Annotated in this window: 27 protein-coding genes; 10 read left to right on the plus strand and 17 right to left on the minus strand. The window is 68.6% G+C overall.

Annotated elements, in window-relative coordinates; translation table 11 throughout:
• Positions 1-83 precede the first annotated feature (83 nt).
• The gene (locus tag E0W80_RS04565; RefSeq protein ID WP_131491481.1) at positions 84-707 is read right to left on the minus strand and encodes a hypothetical protein; all 624 of its coding nucleotides are present in this window, start codon (positions 705-707) and stop codon (positions 84-86) included.
• Between the two features lie 4 nt (positions 708-711).
• Positions 712-1,026 (minus strand): hypothetical protein, encoded by a 315-nt coding sequence (locus E0W80_RS04570; protein ID WP_047521504.1) that lies wholly within the window; start codon positions 1,024-1,026, stop codon positions 712-714.
• A 225-nt stretch (positions 1,027-1,251) separates the two neighbouring features.
• Here E0W80_RS04570 and ppk2 point away from each other — a divergent pair, with 225 nt between their 5' ends.
• Both ppk2 and E0W80_RS04580 read left to right on the plus strand, forming a co-directional pair.
• Positions 1,252-2,127, plus strand: coding sequence for a polyphosphate kinase 2 (gene ppk2, locus E0W80_RS04575; protein ID WP_131491482.1), 876 nt, complete (start codon positions 1,252-1,254; stop codon positions 2,125-2,127).
• Complete coding sequence (locus tag E0W80_RS04580; RefSeq protein WP_131491483.1) at positions 2,108-3,061, plus strand: aldo/keto reductase; 954 nt, start codon at positions 2,108-2,110, stop codon at positions 3,059-3,061. The genes ppk2 and E0W80_RS04580 overlap by 20 nt, the downstream gene beginning before the upstream one ends.
• A gap of 10 nt (positions 3,062-3,071) precedes the next feature.
• Here E0W80_RS04580 and E0W80_RS04585 read toward each other — a convergent pair whose 3' ends face one another.
• From E0W80_RS04585 to E0W80_RS04615, 7 genes are all read right to left on the minus strand, one after another.
• Positions 3,072-3,749: a response regulator transcription factor gene (locus E0W80_RS04585; protein ID WP_131491484.1), complete on the minus strand. Its 678-nt coding sequence runs from the start codon at positions 3,747-3,749 to the stop codon at positions 3,072-3,074.
• Positions 3,746-5,020 (minus strand): histidine kinase, encoded by a 1,275-nt coding sequence (locus E0W80_RS04590; RefSeq protein WP_131491485.1) that lies wholly within the window; start codon positions 5,018-5,020, stop codon positions 3,746-3,748. The genes E0W80_RS04585 and E0W80_RS04590 overlap by 4 nt, the downstream gene beginning before the upstream one ends.
• 10 nt (positions 5,021-5,030) lie before the next feature.
• A complete protein-coding gene (locus E0W80_RS04595; RefSeq protein ID WP_131491486.1) occupies positions 5,031-5,846 on the minus strand; it encodes an ABC transporter permease in 816 nt (271 codons plus the stop codon).
• Positions 5,843-6,754, minus strand: a complete 912-nt coding sequence (locus E0W80_RS04600) for an ATP-binding cassette domain-containing protein (protein ID WP_131491487.1) — start codon at positions 6,752-6,754, stop codon at positions 5,843-5,845. The genes E0W80_RS04595 and E0W80_RS04600 overlap by 4 nt, the downstream gene beginning before the upstream one ends.
• 105 nt (positions 6,755-6,859) lie before the next feature.
• A complete protein-coding gene (locus E0W80_RS04605) occupies positions 6,860-7,270 on the minus strand; it encodes an arsenate reductase ArsC (protein WP_131491488.1) in 411 nt (136 codons plus the stop codon).
• 25 nt (positions 7,271-7,295) lie between these two features.
• On the minus strand, positions 7,296-8,267 hold the full coding sequence (locus E0W80_RS04610; protein ID WP_131491489.1) for a metalloregulator ArsR/SmtB family transcription factor: 972 nt from the start codon (positions 8,265-8,267) through the stop codon (positions 7,296-7,298).
• Positions 8,268-8,346: 79 nt separating this feature from the next.
• The gene (locus tag E0W80_RS04615; protein ID WP_131491490.1) at positions 8,347-8,979 is read right to left on the minus strand and encodes an SOS response-associated peptidase family protein; all 633 of its coding nucleotides are present in this window, start codon (positions 8,977-8,979) and stop codon (positions 8,347-8,349) included.
• A gap of 106 nt (positions 8,980-9,085) precedes the next feature.
• Here E0W80_RS04615 and E0W80_RS04620 point away from each other — a divergent pair, with 106 nt between their 5' ends.
• Positions 9,086-9,997, plus strand: a complete 912-nt coding sequence (locus E0W80_RS04620; RefSeq protein ID WP_131491586.1) for a DMT family transporter — start codon at positions 9,086-9,088, stop codon at positions 9,995-9,997.
• Positions 9,998-10,001: 4 nt separating this feature from the next.
• Here E0W80_RS04620 and E0W80_RS04625 read toward each other — a convergent pair whose 3' ends face one another.
• Both E0W80_RS04625 and msrB read right to left on the minus strand, forming a co-directional pair.
• Positions 10,002-10,595, minus strand: a complete 594-nt coding sequence (locus tag E0W80_RS04625) for a nitroreductase family protein (protein WP_131491491.1) — start codon at positions 10,593-10,595, stop codon at positions 10,002-10,004.
• Positions 10,592-10,996 (minus strand): peptide-methionine (R)-S-oxide reductase MsrB, encoded by a 405-nt coding sequence (gene msrB / locus E0W80_RS04630; RefSeq protein ID WP_047521486.1) that lies wholly within the window; start codon positions 10,994-10,996, stop codon positions 10,592-10,594. The genes E0W80_RS04625 and msrB overlap by 4 nt, the downstream gene beginning before the upstream one ends.
• 71 nt (positions 10,997-11,067) lie before the next feature.
• Here msrB and E0W80_RS04635 point away from each other — a divergent pair, with 71 nt between their 5' ends.
• The 4 genes from E0W80_RS04635 to groL all read left to right on the plus strand — a co-directional run bounded on the left by E0W80_RS04635 (position 11,068) and on the right by groL (position 14,729).
• A complete protein-coding gene (locus tag E0W80_RS04635; RefSeq protein ID WP_131491492.1) occupies positions 11,068-12,060 on the plus strand; it encodes a DUF2332 domain-containing protein in 993 nt (330 codons plus the stop codon).
• Positions 12,061-12,069: 9 nt separating this feature from the next.
• On the plus strand, positions 12,070-12,327 hold the full coding sequence (locus E0W80_RS04640) for a DUF3263 domain-containing protein (RefSeq protein WP_047521479.1): 258 nt from the start codon (positions 12,070-12,072) through the stop codon (positions 12,325-12,327).
• Between the two features lie 79 nt (positions 12,328-12,406).
• Entirely contained in the window at positions 12,407-12,985 is a 579-nt protein-coding gene (locus tag E0W80_RS04645) for a LytR C-terminal domain-containing protein (protein ID WP_227991732.1), read from the plus strand.
• A 124-nt stretch (positions 12,986-13,109) separates the two neighbouring features.
• Positions 13,110-14,729: a chaperonin GroEL gene (gene groL / locus E0W80_RS04650; RefSeq protein WP_047521477.1), complete on the plus strand. Its 1,620-nt coding sequence runs from the start codon at positions 13,110-13,112 to the stop codon at positions 14,727-14,729.
• Between the two features lie 66 nt (positions 14,730-14,795).
• Here groL and E0W80_RS04655 read toward each other — a convergent pair whose 3' ends face one another.
• The 3 genes from E0W80_RS04655 to E0W80_RS04665 form a co-directional block, all read right to left on the minus strand.
• On the minus strand, positions 14,796-15,083 hold the full coding sequence (locus tag E0W80_RS04655; protein WP_131491493.1) for a WXG100 family type VII secretion target: 288 nt from the start codon (positions 15,081-15,083) through the stop codon (positions 14,796-14,798).
• 162 nt (positions 15,084-15,245) lie between these two features.
• Positions 15,246-16,952 (minus strand): HAMP domain-containing sensor histidine kinase, encoded by a 1,707-nt coding sequence (locus E0W80_RS04660; RefSeq protein ID WP_131491494.1) that lies wholly within the window; start codon positions 16,950-16,952, stop codon positions 15,246-15,248.
• A 62-nt stretch (positions 16,953-17,014) separates the two neighbouring features.
• Positions 17,015-17,707 carry a response regulator transcription factor gene (locus E0W80_RS04665; protein WP_047522533.1) on the minus strand — a complete coding sequence of 231 codons (693 nt, stop codon included), beginning with the start codon at positions 17,705-17,707 and terminating at the stop codon, positions 17,015-17,017.
• A gap of 162 nt (positions 17,708-17,869) precedes the next feature.
• On the opposite strand from E0W80_RS04665, the gene E0W80_RS04670 reads away from it, so the two are divergent.
• Entirely contained in the window at positions 17,870-18,877 is a 1,008-nt protein-coding gene (locus tag E0W80_RS04670; protein ID WP_131491495.1) for a type II CAAX endopeptidase family protein, read from the plus strand.
• A gap of 35 nt (positions 18,878-18,912) precedes the next feature.
• Here the strand turns inward: E0W80_RS04670 and E0W80_RS04675 are convergent, their stop codons facing one another.
• Genes E0W80_RS04675 through E0W80_RS04685 form a run of 3 tightly spaced genes read right to left on the minus strand, consistent with a single transcriptional unit; the run spans position 18,913 to position 22,588 of the window.
• The gene (locus E0W80_RS04675; protein ID WP_047522531.1) at positions 18,913-20,553 is read right to left on the minus strand and encodes a DNA repair helicase XPB; all 1,641 of its coding nucleotides are present in this window, start codon (positions 20,551-20,553) and stop codon (positions 18,913-18,915) included.
• A gap of 36 nt (positions 20,554-20,589) precedes the next feature.
• Positions 20,590-22,302: a helicase-associated domain-containing protein gene (locus E0W80_RS04680; protein ID WP_131491496.1), complete on the minus strand. Its 1,713-nt coding sequence runs from the start codon at positions 22,300-22,302 to the stop codon at positions 20,590-20,592.
• 10 nt (positions 22,303-22,312) lie between these two features.
• Positions 22,313-22,588 (minus strand): multidrug ABC transporter ATPase, encoded by a 276-nt coding sequence (locus E0W80_RS04685; RefSeq protein WP_131491497.1) that lies wholly within the window; start codon positions 22,586-22,588, stop codon positions 22,313-22,315.
• A gap of 118 nt (positions 22,589-22,706) precedes the next feature.
• Between E0W80_RS04685 and E0W80_RS04690 the strand changes: the two genes are divergently transcribed.
• Positions 22,707-23,087: a cold shock domain-containing protein gene (locus E0W80_RS04690; protein ID WP_047522525.1), complete on the plus strand. Its 381-nt coding sequence runs from the start codon at positions 22,707-22,709 to the stop codon at positions 23,085-23,087.
• Entirely contained in the window at positions 23,071-23,715 is a 645-nt protein-coding gene (locus tag E0W80_RS04695; protein WP_131491498.1) for a DUF3027 domain-containing protein, read from the plus strand. Before E0W80_RS04690 ends, E0W80_RS04695 begins: the two co-directional genes overlap by 17 nt.
• Positions 23,716-23,718: the final 3 nt, after the last annotated feature.

Below are 23,718 nucleotides of genomic sequence, written 5' to 3' on the forward strand. Positions count from 1 at the left end.
GCCGATTCTGCGGCCCTCGACGCGGGCGCTGCCGTTCTTCTCACCCGGACGGGGTGACCGGCGGCACACTCACCCGATGGCACTCAGAACAGGGTCACCGTGCGAGAGCTCGTCGTCCCGTCCGTCGGGTCGCCTGTGGCTCGGAGCTCCACGGTGATGCCTGAATGCAGCGGGCTCGAGCCGAGGATGCCGAAGCTGACGTGGGTCACGCCCTGACCGGCCACCGACCCTGCGAAGACGAGTGTGTAGGACACTGTGCCGTCGCCGTTGTCGACCGCGCCTCCGGCCGTCCACGTCGGGTCGGTCGCCGGCAGTGCACCCACGACCGGGCTGCCGCCGCCGGCGTTCGCGATGATGGCGGGTGCCACGGCGCCGACATCGATCGAGGCGAACCTCACCACGACGACGCCGCTGGTGATCGGCTCGACAGGCAGCGAGACGGCCTGTGTGTCGTCGTTGCGCAGCTGGATCGATGCCCCGTAGTACTCGGGATCGATCCAGGTGCCGCCCAACATCGACTCGATCACGAACCGCCCACGCGCACCCGCCGATGCGGCGGCGAGCGGTGTCGCGACAGCCGCAGCGATCACGGGAACCGACCATGCCGCACCAGCCAGGAGCGAGCGCCGTCTCACCTCGCCATGTCGCTCCCGGGTCGCGGGGTTCCCCATGGGGCGGCCGTCGACGTGCTCTTCGCGCGGTGCCACGGTGTCACGCCTCTTGCGGCACGTCGAGCACCTCGTCGACGAGGCTGATTCCGCCCGTCGAGCTCGCGGAGTGCATCAGGTTCTGGATCCAGGTCGGATTCAGCTGCGGTGCCTCGGGTGCCTCGAAGGTGAAACGCAGCGGAATGGACGGGTGCAGCCAGATCGTCGAGCGTCCGGCGGGTTCGCCATCGGGATGACGCCAGGACAGGGTGAAGCTCTCGTTGCGGCGGAGCTTGGTCGCGATGACCACCTTCAGATGGGCGAGCGCGCGGTCCTCGATGTGGATCTCTTCGCCGTTGCCGTACTGGATCGTTCCCATCCCCGCACGATAGTCGCGATTCGCGCCTTTCGCCGATTTCGCGGCGTGATCTCGTATCCTGACATATCACCTTAGTGGGTGATATGTTACCCACGCCGATCCTCCGGTGCCCGATGGAGTCGTACCGGGGGAGACGGCGCAGGTGGCCGCCTCCCCGGTCCGGCCACCTGCGCCGCGGTGAGGCGCGGTGCGCTCGGATCGGCCGGTCGGGAAGGGACGTACCTCATGGGCGCATCGGACGTGGCCGCGGTCGCGACGGAGGGGCAGCACGGCGATCCGCCCACCGAGAAGCTCTCCGCGGCGGCATACGAACGGGAAAAGCGACTGCTCCAGATCGAACTCCTCAAACTCCAATCCCATGTCAAGAGCGCTTCCGAACGTGTGCTCGTCCTGTTCGAAGGGCGGGACGCGGCAGGCAAGGGAGGGGCGATCACGCGCTTCATGGAACACCTCAATCCGCGCGGGGCGCGGGTCGTCGCTCTCGACAAGCCCACGGATGCCGAGCGTACCCAGTGGTACTTCCAGCGCTATGTCGCACACCTGCCGTCCGGTGGGGAGATCGTGCTGATGGACCGCTCCTGGTACAACCGTGCCGGTGTCGAGCGGGTGATGGGCTACTGCTCGTCCGCCGACTACGAGGAGTTCCTGCAGACGGCTCCCTCGTTCGAGCGGATGCTCGTGGGATCGGGCATCCGTCTCGTCAAGCTCTGGTTCTCCGTCGGTGAGACGGAGCAGAGGCGGCGGTTCCAGCGACGCAGCGCAGATCCGGTTGCACAGTGGAAGCTGAGTCCGACGGATCTCGCCGGCGTCGATCGGTGGGCGGACTACACGGCGGCAGAGGAGGCGATGTTCATCCACACCGACACATCGGCCGCCCCGTGGATCGTCATCGCCTCGGACGACAAGAAGCGAGCGCGGCTCGAGGCCATGAGATGCGTTCTCGCCCGATTCGACTACCCCGGCAAGGACCCCCTGATCGCTCATGCTCCCGATCCGCGTCTCGTCGGGCGCCCGTCGCAGGTCCGGCTCGAGGAGGAGGCGAGCGGGAATGCGCAAGGCACCGCGGGCGGTTATGACCGACATGACTCGTATCGGCAGTAGTGATCTTGACGTGCTCCCGCTCTCGCTCGGCGGCAATGTGTTCGGCTGGACGGCCGACCGCGACACCTCCTTCGCGGTGCTCGACGCCTTCGTGGACGGGGGCGGCGACTTCATCGACACCGCCGACTCCTACAGCTCCTGGGTGGCGGGCAACGAGGGCGGGGAGAGCGAGACCATCGTCGGCGAATGGTTGGCCTCCCGCAAGCCCGCCGGTATCGTCGTCGCGACCAAGGTCAGCCAGCACCCGCAGTTCCGAGGGCTGTCCGCGGGCAACATCCGCAAGGCGGCCGAGGCATCGCTGATGCGCCTGGGCGTCGACGAGCTCGATCTGTATTACGCGCACTTCGATGACGAGACCGTCCCGCTGGAGGAGACCGTCGCCGCGTTCGGCCAGCTCGTCGCGGATGGCCTGGTGCGGCACGTCGCCGTCTCGAACTACTCAGCCGATCGGATCCGGGAATGGATCGAGATCGCCCGACGCACCGGAGCGGCCGTGCCGGTCGCCGTGCAGCCGCACTACAACCTCGTGCACCGCAACGAGGTCGAGGAGGCGATCATCCCGGTCGCCGAGGAGTTCGGGCTCGGGCTCGTCCCCTACTACTCTCTCGCGAGCGGATTCCTCACCGGCAAATACCGTTCGACGGATGCCGCGGGCCAGGCCTCTCCGCGCGCACAGGGCGCCGCGAAGTACGCCACCGAGGCCGGCCTGCGGATCATCGACGCGCTGGAGGAGATCGGCGATGCCCACGGCGAGTCGATCGCGGCGACCTCGCTCGCCTGGTTGCGTGCGCAGCCCACCGTCGTCGCACCGATCGCCAGCGCCCGCTCGGTCGAGCAGGTGCCGGACCTGCTCGCGGGAGCACGCCTCGAACTCTCCCCGGAAGAGGTGGCCGTGCTCGATCAGGTCTCGGAGTGGAGTCCCGCCCAGGCGTGATGCGAGGCGGCTAGTCGCCGACGAGGCCGAGTCGGTGGGCCAGGATCACCGCGTGGATGCGGTCGCGGGCGGCGAGCTTGGTCAGTACCCGGCCCACATGCGTCTTCACGGTGGACTCGCCCACGTAGAGCGTCTGGGCGATCTCGGCATTGGTGAGGCCGCGTCCGATCGCCAGGAACACATCGCGCTCTCGTTCGGTCAAGGAGGCGAGCGCGGCGCTCTCCGCCGCGTCGGGCGCCGGGGTCGCGGAGGGGCCCAGGTGCGGCGTCACGTGCTCGAGCAGCATCCGTGTGACGCGCGGTGAGAGGGCGGCATCTCCGCGGTGCACGGCGCGCACGGCAGAGATCATCTCCTGTCGCTGCGCATCCTTCAGCAGGAAGCCGCTCGCGCCCGCGCGGATGGCGCCGAAGGCGTATTCGTCGAGGTCGAAGGTGGTCAGCACGAGCACTTTCGTCTGCGGATGTTCGCGCACGATCGTCTCGGTGGCCGCGATGCCATCCAGTTCCGGCATGCGGATGTCCATCAGCACGAGGTCGGGGGCGAGGCTCCTGCTCTGCATGATCGCGGCTCTCCCGTCGGCGGCCTCACCGACCACGACGATGTCGCCCTCGGCTTCGAGAACCATGCGGAACCCGACTCGGATGAGCTCCTGATCGTCCACCAGGAGCACTCTGATCGCGTCTGTCATCTGTCGCCCTCCATCGACTCGCTCCCGGCGCCGGGAGCGCTTCCTCCTGTCGGTAGCACGGCCTGCAGCACCCACCGTCCTTCACCGGCCGGCCCCGATTGCAGCGTGCCGTGCACGTGGGCCGCACGTTCGGACAGTCCGCGGACACCGAAACCGGCGGTTCCGACCTCGCCCGTGACGCCGTCGTTCACGATCTCGATCGTCGCCGTCTCCGGTGCGTAGTCCAGGCGTACGGTGATCGCCGACGCGGTCGGTGCATGGCGCATCGCGTTGGTCACGCCCTCCTGGACGATGCGACCGATCGCGTGTGCGACCGCGGGGGAGACATCGGGCTGCCCCACCACGGTGAGCGTGGCCGGAAAGCCGGCGCGTTGCGCGGCTTCGACGGTGTCCCGGGGCGGTACCGGATGCAGCGGCGCGAGAGGCAGCGGTGAATCGTCGCCACGCAGGACGCCCAACATCGACCGCATCTCGGTGAGCGCGGCACGAGCGGTGTCCGCCGTCGAGAGCGCGGCCTTGCGCGCCTGCTCGCGGTCCGACGTCGCCGCGCCGCCCTCGGAGAGCGCCACGATCACGGTCAGCGAATGCGACACGATGTCATGCATCTCGCGTGCGATGCGTGCGCGCTCGGAGGCGGCCGCCAACTTGGCCTGCTGGTCGCGTTCGACGAGGAGCTGTCGGGAGCGATCGATGACGGCGGAGAGGTAGCGCTTGCGTCCTCCGACGTTGACGCCGATGAGCGTGCCGATCAAGCCGAGCACGACATAGCTGAGGGCGGTGTCGAATCCGCTCTGGAGCACGATCACGCCTGTGAGCATGAGCTGAGCGGTGAGGCCCACGAACCATGCGGCGCCGATTCCGTACCAGGTCCAGGCGGCGCGGGAGGAACCGTAGACCGCCAGTCCGTAGCAGGCGACGAGCAGGAGGATCAGCCCCCCGGACAGTCCCGTGAACAGGCCGACGGTGCCCAGGACCACCGACGCGACGAAGGGGGCCAGCGGTACCCGACGACGCCACAGGAGCGTGCTGCAGGCGAGAACCACCATCGACAGCGTGGCGATGTGGATCGCGATGGCGGTCGCTTCGGGGATCGAATCGTCCACGAGTCGCCCGGCGGGCACGAGCGAGAGCAGCAGACAGAGAAGCGCGAGCAGCACATCGGCGAGGAGGGGATGCCGCGCCCAGAAGCGCCGGAAGAGCCCGGGCGCACGCGGAAGCCGCAGCTCCTCATCCTCGCGGATCGAGTCGCTGCGGCTTCGCGTTCTCCTCACGGACTCGACTCTACGCGTCGCGGGTACGCAGAACAGCCCAGGCGACCAGGGCGCCGCCGGCGACCCAGCAGGCCAGCGTCAGGAAGGCGACAGGAGCGTCGAGCGGGGCGCCATCGCTCGGCAGGATGGCGCTCTGCGCTGCTGCCACCGGAAGGTAGGTCGCGGCGCCGACGAGCCACGCCCACGCCTCCCCAGCGACGGCGAAGAAGCTCGCCACGGTCGGCAGCACGAACAGCACACCGACGGTCGCGGCGATCGCACCCGCCCCGGAGCGCAGGATGAACCCGAACGACACCCCGATCAGGGCGAAGACGGCCATCGAGAGCGAGGCCACGACGATCGGGAGCAGCGACATCGACGGGTCCGACCAATCGATGCTCTGGTCGCGCTGCGCCACGACGAGGGAGACCGCGACGGCCGCGAGGGCGAAGGTGACCAGCGACGACAGGAACAGGAACACGGCGAGCACGATCGACTTCGCCGCCAGCACGGATCCGCGGATCGGGTTGGCCGTCAGGGTCGAGCGGATCATGCCGGTGGAGTACTCCCCGGTGACGGAGATCGCTCCGATGATGCCGGCGAGCAGCATGGTGAACTGGATCGGTATGATGACAGCCTGGATCGGTTCGAAGCCCGGCATGTCGACCGCCTGTGCGATGAGCACGGCGATCCCGATCGTGAGAGCCGCGGCGATCCCGATGGACCACCAGGTGGAGCGCAGGGTGGCGAGCTTGATCCACTCGCCGCGCAGTGCGCGCACGAACGTCAGGCGTCGACCGGTGTCGACGCGCGGCCGCGTGGGAGCGGGTGCCTGTGTCGTGGTCATGAGATCTCCTTGGTGCGGTACTCGACGGAGTCGCCGGTGAGGGCGAGGTACGCGTCTTCGAGCGAACCGGTGGTGGGGGTGAGTTCGTGTAGCGGGATGCCACGATCGGCGGCCAGGTCGCCGATGCGTGCGGCGGGCAGCCCCACGATGTCGAGCAGATCAGGAGCGGAGCTCACGATCTCCACATCCGGGCCGCCCACGGCCGCGGCCAGGTCAGCCGGTCGGGGCGTGCGAACCCGCACGGTGTTCCTGGTCCAGGAACGCACGAGGTCGGCCAGGGCCGCATCCGCGAGCACCCGACCGCGACCCATGACGATGACGTGATCCGCCGTCTGCGCCATCTCGCTCATCAAGTGACTCGAGAGCAGCACGGTGCGCCCTTCGGAAGCCGCATGCCGGACGAACTGGCGCACCCAGCGGACACCCTCCGGGTCGAGGCCGTTGACGGGCTCGTCGAGGATCAGCGTGTGCGGGTCGCCGAGCAGTGCCGAGGCGATGCCGAGGCGCTGTCCCATCCCGAGGGAGAACTTGCCCGCCCGCTTGCGGGCGACGGAGCCGATACCCGCGAGGTCGATCACCTCGTCCACCCGCGAGGAGGAGATGCCGTGGGTAGCCGCCATCGCGCGAAGGTGATTGCGCGCGGTGCGGCCGGTGTGCACGGCCTTCGCGTCGAGCAGCACGCCGACCTCGGTGAGGGGCGCGCGCAACTTGCGGTACTCACGACCGGCGACGGCGGCGCGGCCGGAGGTCGGGCGATCCAGCCCGACGATCATCCGCATGGTGGTGGACTTGCCCGCGCCGTTCGGTCCGAGGAACCCGGTGACGCTGCCCGGCTTGACGGTGAACGACACGTCGTCGACGGCGGTCTTGTCTCCGAACCTCTTCGTGAGGCCTTCTGCTGTGATCATGACATCCACGCTACGGAGCATCCTCCGGACTCTGCATCCGCCCCAGGTACCGTCTTCTGCTCCGGACGTCCTCCCCGCGGAGGACATCCCGGGCTCGGGCCTCGCCTAGACCAGCTCGTTCACCAACTGCTCGATGCGTGCGCGGATGTCGTCGCGGATCGGACGGACAGCATCGATGCCCTGGCCCGCCGGGTCGTCGAGCTTCCAGTCCTCGTAGCGCTTGCCGGGGAAGAACGGGCAGGCGTCGCCGCACCCCATCGTGATCACGACGTCGGACGCCTGTACGGCCTCGGTCGTCAGTACCTTGGGCTGCTCGGCGGTGATGTCGATGCCGAGTTCCTGCATCGCCTCGACCGCGGTCGGGTTGATCTGGTCGGCGGGCATGGAGCCGGCGGAGCGGACCTCGATGCGGTCGCCGGCGATGTCGCGGAGGAACCCGGCGGCCATCTGCGAGCGTCCGGCGTTGTGCACGCAGACGAAGAGGACGGAGGGCTTGGCGGTGGTCGTGTCAGTCATGGTTGCTCCTGGTGCGAGAGTGTGGTCAAGAGAGAAGATCGTCGACGAGCGCGCGCACGCGGGCGGCGATGTCGTCGCGGATGGCTTCGACGCCCTCCCGCGACGCGAGGGCGGGATCACCGACGGCCCAGTCGTCGTAGCGCACACCGGGGATGATCGGGCAGACGTCGCCACAGCCCATCGTGATGACGACGTCGGCCGCGCGGACGGCGTCGTCGGTGAGCGGCTTCGGGAAGCGCTCGTCAGCCCGGTCGCCTTCGATCTCGGCGAGGATCGAGCGGACGTGCGGGTGGATGATGTCCGCGGGAGCGGATCCTGCCGAACGTGCGACGACCTTGCCGGCGGCGAGCGTGTTGACGAGCGCGGCGGCGAGCTGCGAGCGTCCGGCGTTGGCGACGCAGACGAAGAGCACCTGGGGGACGGACGCATCGCGGTCACGAGTGAGGTCCGCGAGTCGCTGACGCGCGAAGCGCTCGGTCAGAGGAACGAGGGCGGAAGTGACCCTGGCGGTGCGCGCGAGCGCGGTGTACGACTCTCGGACGATGGTGAGCACCACGTCGGGGTCGAGGTCGGGGATTTCCGCCGCGAGCTCGTCCGCGAGACGGGTCACGCGGGCGTCGAAGTCCGGTCGCGGGTGATCGTGGTCGCCGGTGACACCCCCGGGTGCGAGCGTCGCGGGCGCGAACGACTCCAGCAGAGCTGTGACCGCGCTGCGGCGGTTCGGGGTGATCCGATACCAGACCCAGGTTCCTCGCCGCTCGGAGGTGAGGACATCGACGTCCTTGAGCACCTTGAGGTGGTGAGAAACCGTCGGTTGCGAGACCTCGGCGAGCTCGGCGAGATCGCAGACACACGACTCCCCGCGCGGGTCGGAGGCGATGGCCGACAGCATCCGCAGCCGCAGCGGATCCGACAGAGCCTTCAACGTCGCGGCAACGGAAGAGGCTGCTTCCAGCCCGATGGCGTGGGTGGCGACGGGGCCTTCTTGAATCGACATGTGTCTATATTGACGCCTGTCGATATCAACCGCAACCGGTGCCGGAAGAGTTCACCTGTTCGTCACCGTGGTGTTCAGATCACGAGGATCGCCCGTCGGCCGGTTCCACACGGATCCCTTCGTCGATCGGAGCGGCAGCCGCGACGGCCGCGTTGATCAACTCCCCGGGTGCGTTCGGCGTCGTGAGCCATTCTTCGGCGAAACCCGGATTGATGAGCAAGGGCATCCGGTCGTGGATGTGCGCCAGATGCCCCGCAGCGGGTTGCATCACGATGCTGTAGCAGGTGTAGTCGACACCGTCGGCGGTGCGTCCGGGCCGAGTGACCGCTGCCAGCCCGAGGAGACCGTCATCGGGCGCGGTGAAGTGGTGCCAGATGCGGGACGGCTTGGCCATCTCTCGCCAGAACGAGACCGGCACGATCGCGCGATCGGGGAGTGCTCCCTTGGCAGTGGCGAGTCGTTCCGATCGGGTGTTGATCGACGCGAAGCTCGCGGGCGCACCGTTGACCAGATACCCCCACCAAGCGAGCTGCACGGTGGAGGGGTCGGTGATGATCGGGTTCAGGTTGCGCAGGTTCTTTCCCGTGGGGCGCAGAATCTCGCCGTCATTGCCCGCTGCCCACGAGCGGAGCCCCTCGAGGACGTCGGCATCGAGCGCATCCCGATAGGCGTCGTTGGTGAACCGGGGATCGAGGCCATAGCTCGCGCACATGCCGTCAGCGTAGACCCGGGCTCCGACATCGCGCTGGCGACCGGGCGAGGCGGGCGTGCTCGGGTAGGGTCGATGGGTGCCAGAACCCCGCCGCCTCCCCGCTCCGCTGGCACTCGGCGGAGCTGTCGCGATCGGGGTCATGACAGCCGTACAGGCGCGGATCAACGGTGTGCTCGGGGTGCGCGTCGATGACGGCATCGTCGCGGGACTGCTCTCGTTCTCGGTGGGCCTGCTGGCCCTCGTCGCGGTGATCTCCTGCATCCCGTCGGCCCGTCGTGGTGTCGGGCGTCTGTGGCGCGGGATCCGTGAGAACACCATCCCGTTCTGGATGCTGCTGGGCGGCGCGTGCGGAGCGCTCACGGTTTCGACGCAGGGGCTGACGGCCGGCGTGCTGGGGGTCTCCCTGTTCAGCGTCGGCGTCGTCGCGGGCCAGACTCTGCACGGACTCGTGCTCGATCGGATCGGCTTCGGGCCGGCCGGCGTCGTGGCGGTCACGCCGGGGCGCGTCGCCGGTGGGGTGCTCGCGCTCGCCGCCGTCGGGATCTCCCTGTCCGGGGACGTGCTCGCCGCCGCTCCGCTGTGGATGCTGCTGCTGCCGTTCGCCGCGGGCGTCGGCATCGCATGGCAGGCGGCCACCAACGGACGCCTCGCCCAGCGCGTGCGCTCGCCGCTCGCGGCGACTCTGATGAGTTTCATCACGGGAACGGTCGTGCTGATGGTCGCGGCCGGAGCGAGCATCGCGTTCCGGGGGATGCCCGATGCCCTCCCCACCGAGCCGTGGCTGTATCTGGGCGGGTTCCTCGGCGCCGGCTACATCCTCCTCGGGGCGTTCATCGTCGGGCACACCGGAGTGCTCCTGATGGGGCTGGGGTCCGTGCTCGGGCAGCTTCTGACCTCGGTCGCGATCGACCTGATCTGGCCGGCTGCGGCAGGGCCCGCCCTCTGGCAGGTCATCGCGATGGTCACCGTCGCGGTCGCATCGGTACTCGTCGCGGTCCCGCGGCTGTGGCGCCGCTGACGCGTTACTTCTTCTTCTCGGCCTTCTTCTTCTTGCTCGACTTCTTCGGGGAAGCCGACCCGGGCGCGGGCATGCGCGTGAGCAGCTTCCGCGCATCGAGCATCTTGCGGCGTCCCGCCTTCTTGCCCTCCGGCTTGCCACCGACGTAGAGCCAGCCCAGAAGTTCTTCGTCCTTGCCGAGGCCGTGAGCCTTCGCCACTGCTTTGGCGCGGGTGTAGTGACCCGTGCGCCAGATCACGCCCCACCCGGCCTCATCGAGCAGCAGACTCAGCATGTGCGCCACGCCGGAGGCGACGGCCTCCTGCTCCCAGCGCGGCACCTTCTCGCTCTTGCGGTAGCTCGCGACGACGGCGATCAGCAGCGGAGCTCTCAGCGGCTTGGTGGAGGGGGAGGAGTCGCCCTGGGCTTTCGCGATGGCGGCGCCGAGGACTTCGCGGTCCGCGCCCCGGAGCTCGATGAGCCGCCACGGGCGCAACGAGGAATGATCGGCGACGCGACCGGCGGCGGCCACGAAGGTCAGCAACTCCTCGCGGCCGGGGGCCGTGTCTTCCACCTTCGACCAAGATTGACGCGCGCGAACGGCGTCCAGGGCGCTCACGAGGCGTCGGGGGTGAAGTTCATCGCGATCGAGTTCATGCAGTAGCGGTCGCCGGTCGGCGTGCCGAACCCGTCCGGGAACACGTGGCCGAGGTGCGAGCCGCAGTTGGCGCAGCGGACTTCGGTGCGCACCATGCCCAGGCTGTCGTCCTCGAGGAGCTCCACCGCATCGGGGCGGATCGACTCGTAGAAGCTCGGCCAGCCGCAGCCGGAGTCGAACTTGGTCCCGCTCTTGAACAGCTCGGCGTTGCAGGCTCCGCAGGTGTAGAGACCCGCGCGTTCCTCATCGAGAAGCTCTCCCGTCCACGCGCGCTCGGTGGCGGCCTTCCTCAGCACGGCGTATCGCTCATCACCGAGCTCCTCGCGCCATTCGTCTTCGGTCTTGTCCACGCTGTACGACATGTGTCCTCCTGAGTCGCCTCCATTCTCCCTCCTGCAACGGCCTCTCGGGTGCTTCGCGTCAGAATGGACGGATGACGGATGCTGTCCAGGAGCGGTATGCGCGCTTCGCTCGTGACGAGGCGCCGGGTCGCAGCGCCCTCTACGTCGAATGGGCGAGCGGCGTCGCGTCGGACGATGCGGTGCGGGCGGTCCTCCGCCGGATCCCGGAGACGAGGAGGCAGCCGCCGCTGGTGTTCGCCGTCACCCGGATGCTCGGCGCACCGCTGGCCGCATACCCGCAGTGGCGGCGCTTCGTGCTGCAGCACGCGGACGACATCGTCGTCGAGTGCGCCCGCCGGTCGCTGCAGACCAACGAGCCGCTTCGACTCGCCGCCCTCCTTCCCGTGCTCTCCGAGATACCCGGCCCGGTGGCATTGCTCGAGGTCGGCGCGGCAGCCGGGCTCTGTCTCTATCCGGATCGGTATTCGTACCGCGTCGCCGATGAGCACGGGGAGGTGCGTGTCGCACTGGATCCGGTGGACGGACCGTCCTCGGTCGTGCTGGAGACCCGGGTGTCCGGACCCCTGCCGCCCCTGCGGATACCGGAGGTGGTCTGGCGTGCCGGAATCGACCTGGCTCCGCTCGACGCAGGGGACGAGCGTGACCGTCGCTGGCTGCGGGGGCTCGTGTGGCCGGGCGAGACGGGACGCGATGAGCGCATCGCCGCTGCCTTCGACATCGTCGCGGCCGATCCTCCGAGGCTCGTCGCCGGAGATGCGCTGGCGTCCATCGAGGCGCTCGCCGCGTCCGCCCCGAACGACGCCACCCTCGTCATCACGACGCCGGGGGTGCTCGTGCACATCCCGTGGGCGTCCCGGAACGCGCTCGTCGCGACCATCGACGGCCTGGACGCGCGCTGGATCACGATCGATCCGCCGGGTGTGCTCGACGTCTGGGAGCCGCCGGTCGATGCAGACGACTGGCCGGGTTTCGTGGTCGCGCTGGACGGTCGAGTGCGCGCTGCCGCGGATCCGCTCGGGCGCTGGTGGGAGTGGCGAGCGGCTCTGCCTGAGAACGCGTCCTAACCTGTACCCATGATCGGAGACCTCACGGAGCGCGATCGCGCGATCCTCGCCCTGGAAGGGACCTGGCCCCGGCATGACGGGGCGAAAGAAGAGGTCATCCGCACGCAGCTGGGGATGAGCGCCGCGCGCTACTACCAGCTCCTCGGACGTCTGATCGATTCGGAGGTCGCGCTGGAATACGACCCGATGCTGGTGCGCAGGCTCCGTCGACTCCGCGATTCGCGAGCGGCACGGCGTCGCGCACGCACCCCCGGTTTCGTCGGCTGAGCGGTCCTGCCCGAATCGCGGGGGCGTCGTCGCCTCGCCGCAGAACCGATTGACAGGAACCTGCCGCTAGCATCGAGGGGTGTCAAAGCCCTCCCGCGATCGTTTCGATGACGTTCCCCGTTCCTCCGGACGTGTGGGAGCGCACCGCGCCGAAGCTCCCGGCATGAACGGCTGGGTCGTGCTGCTGTGGTCTTTCGTCGCCGCGCTCATCCTCATCATCGCCGGCATCTTCGGCTCGCTCGTCGTGATGGGGCGGGTCTCGCTGTTCCCCGAGGCCGCGCCGTCCGTGGTCCCGTCGCCGGTCGACACGGGGATCGTCGACCCGACCATCTCCGTGATGGTCCTGAACGGGACGCCGGATGAGGGTCTCGACACGCAGATGCGCGACACTCTGATCAACAACGGCTGGGCGGCCGACGACGTCTTCGCCGGCGACAGCTCCAGCCAGGATTTCGCCGAGACGACCGTCTTCTACGTCAACGAAGAGGATGAGGAGGCCGCGATCGGATTGGCCAACCTCCTCGGTGGTGCACAGGTCCAGCAGAGCGACTACTACTCCGGTCAGACCGAAGACGGGGAGAAGCAGTTCACCGTGGTGATCGGTCTCGATCGGTCGCCCTCCGCGCCGGAGACACCCGCCGACGAGCCCGCCTCCTGACCTCCGGAGGCGACCCGCGCCCGGCGGCTTGCACTCGAAGGTGTCGAGTGCCAGAATGGCGTTAGCACTCTCTCACTCTGAGTGCTAAACCCAACGTCTACGTCCAGGAGGGACGAAAAAACTCATGGCAAAGATCATTGCTTTCGATGAGGAGGCCCGCCGCGGCCTCGAGCGCGGCCTGAACATCCTCGCCGACGCGGTCAAGGTGACCCTCGGCCCGCGCGGTCGCAACGTCGTCCTCGAGAAGAAGTGGGGCGCCCCCACGATCACGAACGACGGTGTCTCCATCGCCAAGGAGATCGAGCTGGACGACCCGTACGAGAAGATCGGCGCGGAGCTCGTCAAGGAGGTCGCCAAGAAGACCGACGACGTCGCGGGTGACGGCACCACCACCGCCACGGTCCTCGCTCAGGCTCTGGTCCGCGAGGGGCTGCGCAACGTCGCGGCCGGCGCCGACCCCATCTCGCTCAAGCGCGGCATCGAGAAGGCCGTCGCAGCGATCACCGAGGAGCTGCTCTCGACCGCCAAGGAGATCGACTCGAAGGAGCAGATCGCGGCCACGGCTTCCATCTCCGCTGCGGACCCCGCGATCGGCGAGCTCATCGCCGAGGCGATCGACAAGGTCGGCAAGGAAGGCGTCGTCACCGTCGAGGAGTCGCAGACGTTCGGCACCGAGCTCGAGCTCACCGAGGGTATGCGCTTCGACAAGGGCTACCTGAACCCGTACTTCGTCACGGACCCGGAGCGCCAGGAGGCTGTCTTCGAGGACCCGTACATCCTCATCGCGAACCAGAAGGTCTCCAACATCAAGGACCTCCTGCCCATCGTCGACAAGGTGATCCAGGACGGCAAGGAACTCGTCATCATCGCCGAGGACGTCGAGGGCGAGGCTCTCGCGACGCTCGTGCTGAACAAGCTCAAGGGCATCTTCAAGTCGGTCGCCGTCAAGGCTCCCGGCTTCGGCGACCGTCGCAAGGCGCAGCTGCAGGACATCGCGATCCTCACCGGTGGTCAGGTCATCACCGAAGAGGTCGGCCTCAAGCTGGAGAACGCCACGCTCGACCTGCTGGGCCGTGCGCGCAAGGTCATCGTCACCAAGGACGAGACCACGATCGTCGAGGGTGCCGGCGAGGCCGACCAGATCGAGGGTCGCGTCACGCAGATCCGTCGCGAGATCGAGAACACCGACAGCGACTACGACCGCGAGAAGCTCCAGGAGCGCCTGGCCAAGCTCGCCGGTGGCGTCGCCGTCATCAAGGCGGGTGCAGCGACCGAGGTCGAGCTCAAGGAGCGCAAGCACCGCATCGAAGACGCCGTCCGCAACGCGAAGGCGGCCGTCGAGGAGGGCATCGTCCCCGGTGGTGGCGTCGCGCTGATCCAGTCCGGCACGAAGGCGCTTGACGCCCTCTCGCTCACGGGCGACGAGTCGACCGGCGCGAACATCGTCCGCGTCGCCATCCAGGCTCCGCTGAAGCAGATCGCGCTGAACGCCGGTCTCGAGGCCGGTGTCGTCGCCAACAAGGTCGCCGAGCTCCCCGCGGGCCAGGGCCTGAACGCGGCGACGGGCGAGTACGTCGACATGTTCGGCGCCGGCATCATCGACCCGGCCAAGGTCACCCGCTCGGCGCTGCAGAACGCGGCATCGATCGCGGCTCTGTTCCTCACGACCGAGGTCGTCGTGGCCGACAAGCCCGAGAAGGCAGCTGCTCCGATGGCTGACCCGTCGGGTGGCATGGACTTCTGATCCATCCTTCCTGACAGAACGCCCCCGGCTTCGGCCGGGGGCGTTCTGCATTCTCGGGAACCAGTCTCAGCGGAACAGGCTCGCCGAATACTGGTCGGCATCGGCGTACTGGGAGGCGGCCGATCCGAGCGAGGTGCCGATCGAGTCGAGGACCTGCTCCACATGCAGCTGGGCTCCCTGCCACTGCTCTGCACAGCCCTGGAATGCGTTGGAGGCGCTTCCGACCCAGGATGTCTGCAGCTGACGGAGCTGGGCCATGAGCGTCGCCGATTCACTCTGCAGGCGCTCGATGGTGGCTCTGACGGCGCCGTGGGCAGCGTGGACGGCTTCGGTGTCGACGGTGAAGACAGACATGGGAACTCCTTCTCGTTGGAGCTCCGACGCTAGGTGCGAGGCGGCACCGAGAATCATGTCCGTCACGGGAGGACTCGGCACCTGGGGGAAGCCGATCGATCCCGTGAGCCGTGCAGAACTCTCGGCGTCACGGATCGTCCCCTCGTCCGTGGCGGCTACGGGTCAGGGGAGGTCGAGCCGTTCCAACGGCTGCGTGTCCTCGAGCAGGTGTGCGGGGGTCGCGCGGGCCGGTGCGAGGGGGAGGGTGACCGTGAAGGTCGCTCCGCCGCCCGGGGTCTCCGACACCTCGACGCCCCCGTGCAGCGCCTTCATGATCGACGCGACGATCGCGAGGCCGAGGCCCGATCCCCCTGTTTCCCTCGCCCGTGAGGTGTCGGCGCGCCAGAATCGCTCGAAGATCTGCTCACGGATCTGCGGCGGGATGCCTTCGCCATGATCCACGACCGCGATGCTCCCGGTGCCGCGGACGCGGTCGGAGTCGACGATGAGTTCGATCGGCCCGTCCTCGGGGGAGAAGCGGCGGGCATTTCCCAGCAGGTTGGTGACGACCTGGCGCACCTTGTTCTCCTCCCCGAGCACGATCGGAGGCGTCCGCACGGGGATGTCCGGGATCTCGGTGAAGTCGATGGCCGGAGCCGGCTCGGGAGCACGGGGACGGCGACGCAGACGGGAGAGTGCTGTCCGGGAGAGTCCGCGGGGAGCCGGGGACGCGGCATCCTGCGGTTGCGGGGAAGGAGTGATGCGCAAAGGGGTCGTGGCCGGGGCGCCGACGGTCCGGTCGATCACGGTGACCGTCCGGCCAGGAGCGGCGGCGCGCAGGTCGAGTGCAGCGTCGCGTGCGATCGGACGCAGATCGAGCGGGACGATCTCCGGTTCCCGCTCCTCGTCCAGGCGTGCCAGCGCGAGGAGGTCCTCCACGAGGACGCCCATCCGGATCGCTTCCTTCTCGATGCGCTCCATGGCTCTGGCGGTGTCCTCCTCGCCCTTGATCGCGCCCATCCGATAGAGCTCCGCATACCCGCGAACGCTCACGAGGGGTGTGCGCAACTCATGGCTGGCGTCGCCGATGAAACGTCGCATGTGCTGCACGGTCCGGTCGCGCTGCGCGAGCGAGCGGTCGACACGATCGAGCATCGTGTTGATCGCCGCGTTCAGACGGCCGACCTCCGTCGTCGGCTCGAGATCGGTGAGGCGCTGCCGGAAGTCGCCGGCGGCGATCGACATGGCGGTCGCCTCGACCTGGCCGAGTCTGCGGAAGGTCAGGGTGACGAGGCCGCGAGTGAGCAGCGCGGCGACGAGGATCGTGATCAGGGCGATTGTGATGTAGATACCGAAGTACTGGCTGACGATACGATCCGCCGGTGCGAGCGGCAGGGCGACCAGCTGGATGCGGAGCGCGCCCCCGCTTCCCTCCGAGCCCACCACGGCGACCGCGGCGTGGAAGACCTCGCCATCGGGTCCTGCGAGCTCGATCGGGGTGCGTTCGGAATCGGCGGTCGCCTTGGCGAGCGAATACTCGGAGGGGAAGAGGGGCGACGGCCCGGAGGTGCCGCGCGCGGTGGCCCGCAGCACCCCGGTCGCATCGTAGATGGCGAAGGAGAAGTCCCGCGGCTGCTCTTCGCGCGGTGTGTAGGTGGTGGTTCCGTCCACCGTCGCGGTCTCGAAGTACCGTTCCACGAGATCACCGGAGACCAGCGCGGGAAGCTGCGCATCGATGTTCGCGACGAGGGCGTTGCGCAGGATCGGCACCGTTCCGATGCCTGCCACCAGTAGCCCGAGCGCCAGGACGGCCACCGTGACTCCGGTCACCTTCGCCCGGAGGCTGATGCGGCGCCACCAGCTGGTGACCGCATCGGGCTTGTGCGCCATGCGGTCCTCCTCGGTGCGGCGAACACGCCGCTGTGCGGCGTCGAGTGGTGGTGGCCCGGGGGTCAGGCCGACTTGCCGACCTTCAACATGTATCCGAAGCCGCGCTTCGTCTGGATCAGCGACTCCTCGGTGTGGGGATCGATCTTGCGGCGAAGGTACGAGATGTAGCTCTCGACGATGCCCGCGTCACCGTTGAAGTCGTACTCCCACACGTGGTCGAGGATCTGCGCCTTCGACAGCACACGGTTCGGGTTGAGCATCAGGTAGCGCAGCAGCTTGAACTCGGTCGGGCTGAGCTCGATCGGCTCCTTGCCCACGTGGACGTCATGGGTGTCCTGGTCCATCGACAACTCGCCGGCACGGATGATCGACTCCTCGTCGGCCTGCATGGTGCGGCGGAGGATCGCCTGCGCTCTGGCCACGATCTCGTCGAGGCTGAACGGCTTGGTGACGTAGTCATCACCGCCGGCGTTGAGCCCCTCGATCTTGTCGTCGGTGCCGTCCTTCGCCGTCAGGAAGAGGATCGGGGCGGTGAAACCGGCGCCGCGGAGGCGCTTGGTCACGCTGAACCCGTTCATGTCCGGGAGCATGACGTCCAGGATGATCAGGTCCGGTTCCTCTTCGAGGACGGCCGAGATCGTGGCGGCGCCGTTGGCGACCGTCTTCACCTGGAATCCGGCGAAGCTGAGACCCGTGGAGAGCAGGTCGCGGATGTTGGGTTCGTCATCGACGACCAGGATGCGCGGAGCAGTCATGTCCCCATTATGGTGACTCCGGCCATGCGGATGCTGACTATTGTGCGGAACGGCGTGGAGTCGCGCTCTCCCGGGAGGCCGCCGACGCGCTCGTCACCCGCGGGAAACGACATCATTCCGGGGTGGGAGGAGAGGCACAGGTGAACAGGCCAGGATTGAGACATGAGCTCGAACGAGGACGCGTCCGCCGCCCCCGCCCCGCCCACACTCTCGCCTGCCACGCAGATCCCGTACCACCGCCTGGCGCACCTGCGACCGCGATATCGCTGGTGGCGGCCGCTCCTCACCGGGCTCCTCGCCCTCGCGTTCTACATCGTCCTCCTCCTCGTCCTGACGGTGCCCCTGGTCGTCGCAGCGGTGGTCATCCCGGGGTGGGGCGACGAGATGATGGTGCTCCTCACCTCCGTGCGGTACTTCGACCTCGACCGTCCCTGGCTGCTGATCGCGCTGGTGCTCCCCTTGATCCTGATGATCCCCGCCCTGCTGCTGGCATCCCGGGTCGTGGAAGGCCGTGGCGTCGGGCTGCTGTCCTCGGTCACGGCACGACTGCGGATGGGGTGGCTCGGGAAGAGCCTCCTGCTGGCGCTCGCGGTGTTCGCCGTGTACTTCGCCGTCGTGCTGGGGTGGTCGGCGCTCGCCGGAGAGGCGGTGGTCGCTGACTTCTCGCACCCCGGACTGTGGATCATGGTCCTCCTCGTGCTGGTGCTGATCCCCTTCCAGGCAGCCGCAGAGGAGTACGTCTTCCGCGGCTACCTCATGCAGCTGGTCGGCAGCTGGCTCCGGCATCCGGCCTTCGCCATCCTGCTGCCCGTCCCCTTGTTCGTCCTCGGCCACGGCTACGACGTCTGGGGCGCTGCGAGCGTGGGGGCCTTCGCGATCGTCGCCGCCTGGCTGACCTGGCGGACCGGCGGCCTCGAGGCGGCGATCTCCCTGCACATCGTCAACAACGTGCTCATCTTCCTGCTCGGATCCGTCGCCCTCGTCGATGCGAACGCCACGTCGGGGACGGCGGCGGACCTCGTCGGCTCGATGATCGCGATGGTCGTGTACGCGGTGCTCGCCGACCGGTGGGCGCGACGCCTCGGTGTCACGCGCACGGCGACGGTGCCCGTGTCCGCACCGGCCCGGCACGAGGGGACCCACCATCTGCCGCGCGCCCTGCACGGCTGAGCGGCTCGACCTCCGGGGAGGTCGAACGGACGAGATCAGGCGGCGAGGGCGTCGGAGTCCATGATCGTGTAGCTGTAACCCTGCTCGGCGAGGAAGCGCTGCCGGTTCTGGGCGTAGTCCTGATCGATGGTGTCGCGGGCGACGAGGGTGTAGAAGCTCGCGGTGTGTCCGGACTGCTTCGGGCGCAGCAGGCGTCCGAGTCGCTGGGCCTCTTCCTGGCGCGATCCGAACGAGCCGGACACCTGGATGGCGACGGATGCCTCCGGCAGGTCGATCGAGAAGTTCGCGACCTTCGACACCACCAGGAGCGAGATCTCGCCCTCGCGGAAGGCCCGGTACAGCTCCTCGCGCTCGTCGACCGGCGTCGCCCCGGTGATCTGCGGAGCATCCAAGGCCGCCGACAGCGACTCGAGCTGATCGAGGTACTGGCCGATCACGAGGATGCGCTCGCCCTCATGCTTGGCGATGAGCTCGCGCACCGCCGTCACCTTGGCCGGCGCGGAAGCAGCGAGCCGATAGCGTTCGTCGTCGGTCGCCGCGGCGTACTCGAGACGGTCGCTCGGCGGGAGGTCGACGCGCACTTCGTAGCAGGCGGCGGGGGAGATGAACCCCTGCGCCTCGATCTGCTTCCACGGCGCGTCGAAGCGCTTGGGCCCGATCAGGCTGAACACGTCTCCCTCGCGCCCGTCCTCGCGGACCAGGGTCGCGGTCAGGCCGATACGGCGGCGGGCCTGCAGGTCGGCGGTAAGCTTGAACACGGGGGCCGGGAGCAAGTGGACCTCGTCATACACGATGAGGCCCCAGTCGAGGGCATCCAGCAATGCCAGGTGCGCGTACTGGCCCTTCCGCTTCGCGGTGAGGATCTGATAGGTCGCAATGGTGACGGGCTTGACCTCTTTGGCCTGGCCGGAGTACTCGCCGATCTCCTCGGGGGTCAGACTCGTGCGCTTGAGCAGCTCGTCGCGCCACTGCCGGGCCGACACCGTGTTGGTGACGAGGATCAGCGTGGTGGTCTTCGTCGCGGCCATCGCCCCGGCGCCGACGATCGTCTTCCCCGCACCGCAGGGGAGCACCACGACGCCCGAACCGTCCTTCGAGAAAGCATCGACGGCATCCTGCTGGTACGGACGGATCTCCCAGCCGTCTTCGGCGAGGTCGATCTCGTGCGGAGTGCCGGGGGTGTAGCCGGCGAGGTCCTCGGCCGGCCAGCCGATCTTCAGCAGCTCCTGCTTGATCTGTCCGCGTGCCCAGGCGTCGACGACGTACGTCTCAGGGCTCGGGTGACCGATCAGCAGAGGCTGGATGCGCTTGTTGTTCGCCACCTGCGCGAGGACCGCAGGATCCGACGAACGCAGGATCAGGGTGCCTTCGTCGTCACGCTCGATGACCAGCCGGCCGTAGCGATTCACCGTCTCGCGCAGATCGACGGAGACGGAGGGCGGCACCGGGAATCGCGACCAGCGGTCCAGCGTCTCGAGCATGTCGTCCGCGGTGTGCCCGGCGGCACGGGCGTTCCACAGACCGAGCCGGGTGATGCGATAGGTGTGGATGTGTTCGGGAGCGCGTTCCAGCTCGGCGAAGATCGCGAGTTCGTGGCGGGCGCTCTCGGCGTCGGCATGGGCCACTTCGAGCAGCACGGTGCGATCGCTCTGGACGATAAGGGGGCCATCAGACATAGCTGACCAGTTTACCGGTCGCGCGAGGCACGGGGCCTACGGCGCGACGATCGTCGCAGCGCGGATGCTCGATACGGGAAGGGTGCGCTCCACGTCGGCGGCGCGATCACGCCCGCGCAGCCGTCCGCCGCCCATCCCCGTCGCCTCCAGGAGAAGCTCTCGCGTCGAGCCGTCCGGCATGCCGACGGTCACCTGCAGCACGGACTTCGTCCGTACCGCGGCCTCGAGCTCGCGATCGAGCCAGGCGGCGTCGGCATCCGGTCCCTGGTGCGACCGCAATCGGGCGATGAGAGGGCTCAGGTCCGACGCGTCGGTGTGTGCGGCGTCGGACGCGGGGGCCGGGTGGCGCTCGCGGACGAGGAGGGCACCGTCAGGCCCGACCAGGGTCGCCGGGTATCGCGCATCCGTGAGCGCCCAGTACACGGTGTCTCGGCCGACCCGGGTGGTGAGCGATCCGACGTGTGCGGTGAGAGCGAGCGGCCGCAGCGACTGGTCGACGGCCATCGTGTCGATGAGGTGTCCGTCTGTGCTCTCGATCCGGGTGCGGCCGGTCTCCTCGTCCGTGGAGACGCGGACCAGACCGTGCCGTTGCGCCGTCTGCGCGATCAGGTAGCTGAGCGGCTGCGGGATTCCCGTGAGCGAGAGGGTGCCGAGGAAGTCGAGGATCGACTGCTCCGTCTCTCCGGTCGCGAATGCGTGTGCGACGGACTCCGCAGTGAAACGGTAGGACGAAGCCTGCGCCGCGGACTCCCGGGCGGCGATCGTGCGCAGCCGCACGTCGAGAGCGGGTTCCAGCGGGCCGGGGGCGATGGCCGTGAGGTCGTTCTGCAGGAAGATCCGGTCGACCTCGGCGGGAAGGAGTCTCGCGAGCGCGTCCGTCTCCGCAGCGTCGCCGCTGCGCAGTGCCGCGGCCCACTCGGGTTCGGTGCCGTCTTCGGCGATCAGGCCGAGCAGGCGGGCCGCGTCGTGCAGCGCCTCAGAGCGCTCCGGCCAGCCCTGGTCCCAGGGGTGAGCGTCGAGCCACGACTCCGGCGGGATCCATCCGCCGTCCGCGGACCGGATTCCGCGCGGAAGGGCATCGCGAAAAGAGCGTGCCAGCACGCTCCAGCGGTCGACGGCCGAGGAACGCAGCCATTCCTCGGCGGACCGGCTCGATCGAAGACGGCGGTCGGCGGAGACCGCGAGACCTGCCTGGAGGGCGATGGAGGCCAGCGTGTCGACCAGTTCCCCCGGTACACCTGCTTCGGTGAGCTGACGCTTCTCGCCCGCGTTCACACCGCCGCCGGTGAGCAGCGCGAAGGGACGCTCCCGCGCGATGAGGAGGAGGTCTGCGAGCACGGCCACCGTCGTGAAGGCGCGTTCGGCCGCGTGCGCCGAGGCGGCGTCGGAGGAGCGGGGCGGAACCGGTCGATCCGTCACGGGCTCGGGAGAAGGTCGTCCCGCGATCGCGGCGGTCACGGGTGGATACGGTGTGCCGTCGGGGCGCAGCAGAGCGAGCGCTGTCAGTCGTTCCTGCAGGGCACCGGCAGAAGCGCCCGAGGTCGTGTCGGTGAGGGCCCTCGCCTCGGCCGCGGTCAGTGAGGGGAGGACTTTCGCCAGCGACGCCGGGTCGAGCAGCGCCTCAGCCACGTCGAAGAAGTCCTGCCAGGCTGCGTCCGGCCGCACTCGACGCGCGGTGAAGAGCCGTCGGAGGTCGTCATCGCTCGCCGCTGCCAGCCAGTCCGCCAGCGGTCGTGCGTGAGTGCTCATGGCCGATTCCTCACGAACGCGTGGAAGCGCGTCCCTTTCGGACGAAGCTCATGATGAGGAGCGTGAGGATCATCAGGAAGGCGACGGGGAGGCCCCAGTAGGGGATCGCCGCGATGAACGGCCACGCTCCCTCGCCGAAGGCGCTCTGGTCCATGCCGACAGCGGTCCCGATGATGATGGCGAAGAAGCACACCACGGAGGCCGCGGCGATACCGAGCGCGGTGAACGCCAGGAAACGATCCAGCCGGCGGACGGGAACCTCCGGTTCGGAATTCTTCGTGCTCATCCGCCTCAGCCTACTCTCACCGACACCATCGGATCGGCGAAGCCCGCGACCGGTAGGCTGGGAGTACGCGCACGAGCGCGTCAATGGTTCTGCATATCGATCTCAGCGAGGTTCTCCCATGCCCACCGGCAAGGTCAGGTTCTACGACGAAGACAAGGGTTTCGGCTTCATCGCCAGCGATGACGGCCAGGACGTCTTCCTGCACGCCTCTGCGATGCCTGCGGGTGCCGCGGTGAAGGCGGGTGCGCGCGTGGAGTTCGGCGTGGCAGACGGCAAGCGCGGCCTCCAGGCGCTCTCGGTGCGGGTGCTCGAGGCGCCGCCCAGCCTGTCGAAGGCCAAGCGCAAGCCCGCCGACGACATGGCGATCATCGTCGAAGACCTTGTGAAGCTCCTCGACGGCATTGGCGGAGACCTGCGCCGCGGACGCTACCCCTCATCCGGACACGGCCGCAAGATCGCGGCCGTCCTGCGCAAGGTCGCCGATGACCTCGAAGCCTGACGCCGACGCCCGTCTCATCGGCGCCCACGATCTCGCGCTGGCGGCTCTGCGCGAGATCACCCCTGCGTCCTCCATTGGACCGGCTGCCGGCTACCTCCCCGAGGACGACGGCTCGGTCTCGCTGCGATTCGAGAACCGTCTCGCCGGCTACCCCGGGTGGTACTGGACGGTGACGATCGCCCGAGTGGACGACGAGGATCCGACGGTCCTCGAGGTCGAACTGCTCCCCGGTGAAGGTGCTCTCCTGGCGCCGGAGTGGGTGCCCTGGGCCGAGCGGCTGGCGGAGTATCGCGCACACCAGGCCGAGCTCGCCGAAGCGGCCGCGGCGGACGGTGACGGAGAATCGCCCGACGACGAGCTGGACGACGACGCGGACGACGATCTCGACGAGGACCTCGACGAAGACGAGGATGACCTCGATGAGGGCGACCACGTCTCGGACATCCTGCATGCGGGTGACGTCGACGGCGTCGACATCGATGAGCTCGACGATTCCGCCGCCGAAGCCGACGCGGACGCGACCGAGGACGACGACGAGGACGACGCCGCGGACGAAGACGAAGACGCCGAGGACGACGAAGCCGGCGCCCTCGATGAGGACGCCGGCGAGGTCGACGAAGAGGAGTGAGCC

Origin of the sequence: Microbacterium sp. PI-1, from assembly GCF_004337555.1 — a bacterium.
In the GTDB taxonomy this organism is placed as follows: domain Bacteria; phylum Actinomycetota; class Actinomycetes; order Actinomycetales; family Microbacteriaceae; genus Microbacterium; species Microbacterium aurugineum.

Bases quoted from the DNA above. Each gene is read 5' to 3' on its own strand.
- msrB (WP_047521486.1), bottom strand. From the start codon at position 10,996: ATGTCGTACAGCGTGGACAAGACCGAAGACGAATGGCGCGAGGAGCTC.
- E0W80_RS04640 (WP_047521479.1), top strand. From the start codon at position 12,070: ATGATCGGAGACCTCACGGAGCGCGATCGCGCGATCCTCGCCCTGGAA.
- E0W80_RS04605 (WP_131491488.1), bottom strand. From the start codon at position 7,270: ATGACTGACACGACCACCGCCAAGCCCTCCGTCCTCTTCGTCTGCGTG.
- E0W80_RS04670 (WP_131491495.1), top strand. From the start codon at position 17,870: ATGAGCTCGAACGAGGACGCGTCCGCCGCCCCCGCCCCGCCCACACTC.
- E0W80_RS04570 (WP_047521504.1), bottom strand. From the start codon at position 1,026: ATGGGAACGATCCAGTACGGCAACGGCGAAGAGATCCACATCGAGGAC.
- E0W80_RS04690 (WP_047522525.1), top strand. From the start codon at position 22,707: ATGCCCACCGGCAAGGTCAGGTTCTACGACGAAGACAAGGGTTTCGGC.
- E0W80_RS04580 (WP_131491483.1), top strand. From the start codon at position 2,108: ATGACTCGTATCGGCAGTAGTGATCTTGACGTGCTCCCGCTCTCGCTC.
- E0W80_RS04655 (WP_131491493.1), bottom strand. From the start codon at position 15,083: ATGTCTGTCTTCACCGTCGACACCGAAGCCGTCCACGCTGCCCACGGC.
- E0W80_RS04615 (WP_131491490.1), bottom strand. From the start codon at position 8,979: ATGTGCGCGAGCTATGGCCTCGATCCCCGGTTCACCAACGACGCCTAT.
- E0W80_RS04665 (WP_047522533.1), bottom strand. From the start codon at position 17,707: ATGACTGCTCCGCGCATCCTGGTCGTCGATGACGAACCCAACATCCGC.
- E0W80_RS04660 (WP_131491494.1), bottom strand. From the start codon at position 16,952: ATGGCGCACAAGCCCGATGCGGTCACCAGCTGGTGGCGCCGCATCAGC.
- E0W80_RS04635 (WP_131491492.1), top strand. From the start codon at position 11,068: ATGACGGATGCTGTCCAGGAGCGGTATGCGCGCTTCGCTCGTGACGAG.
- ppk2 (WP_131491482.1), top strand. From the start codon at position 1,252: ATGGGCGCATCGGACGTGGCCGCGGTCGCGACGGAGGGGCAGCACGGC.
- E0W80_RS04680 (WP_131491496.1), bottom strand. From the start codon at position 22,302: ATGAGCACTCACGCACGACCGCTGGCGGACTGGCTGGCAGCGGCGAGC.
- E0W80_RS04675 (WP_047522531.1), bottom strand. From the start codon at position 20,553: ATGTCTGATGGCCCCCTTATCGTCCAGAGCGATCGCACCGTGCTGCTC.
- E0W80_RS04600 (WP_131491487.1), bottom strand. From the start codon at position 6,754: ATGATCACAGCAGAAGGCCTCACGAAGAGGTTCGGAGACAAGACCGCC.
- E0W80_RS04695 (WP_131491498.1), top strand. From the start codon at position 23,071: ATGACCTCGAAGCCTGACGCCGACGCCCGTCTCATCGGCGCCCACGAT.
- E0W80_RS04585 (WP_131491484.1), bottom strand. From the start codon at position 3,749: ATGACAGACGCGATCAGAGTGCTCCTGGTGGACGATCAGGAGCTCATC.
- groL (WP_047521477.1), top strand. From the start codon at position 13,110: ATGGCAAAGATCATTGCTTTCGATGAGGAGGCCCGCCGCGGCCTCGAG.
- E0W80_RS04610 (WP_131491489.1), bottom strand. From the start codon at position 8,267: ATGTCGATTCAAGAAGGCCCCGTCGCCACCCACGCCATCGGGCTGGAA.
- E0W80_RS04595 (WP_131491486.1), bottom strand. From the start codon at position 5,846: ATGACCACGACACAGGCACCCGCTCCCACGCGGCCGCGCGTCGACACC.
- E0W80_RS04685 (WP_131491497.1), bottom strand. From the start codon at position 22,588: ATGAGCACGAAGAATTCCGAACCGGAGGTTCCCGTCCGCCGGCTGGAT.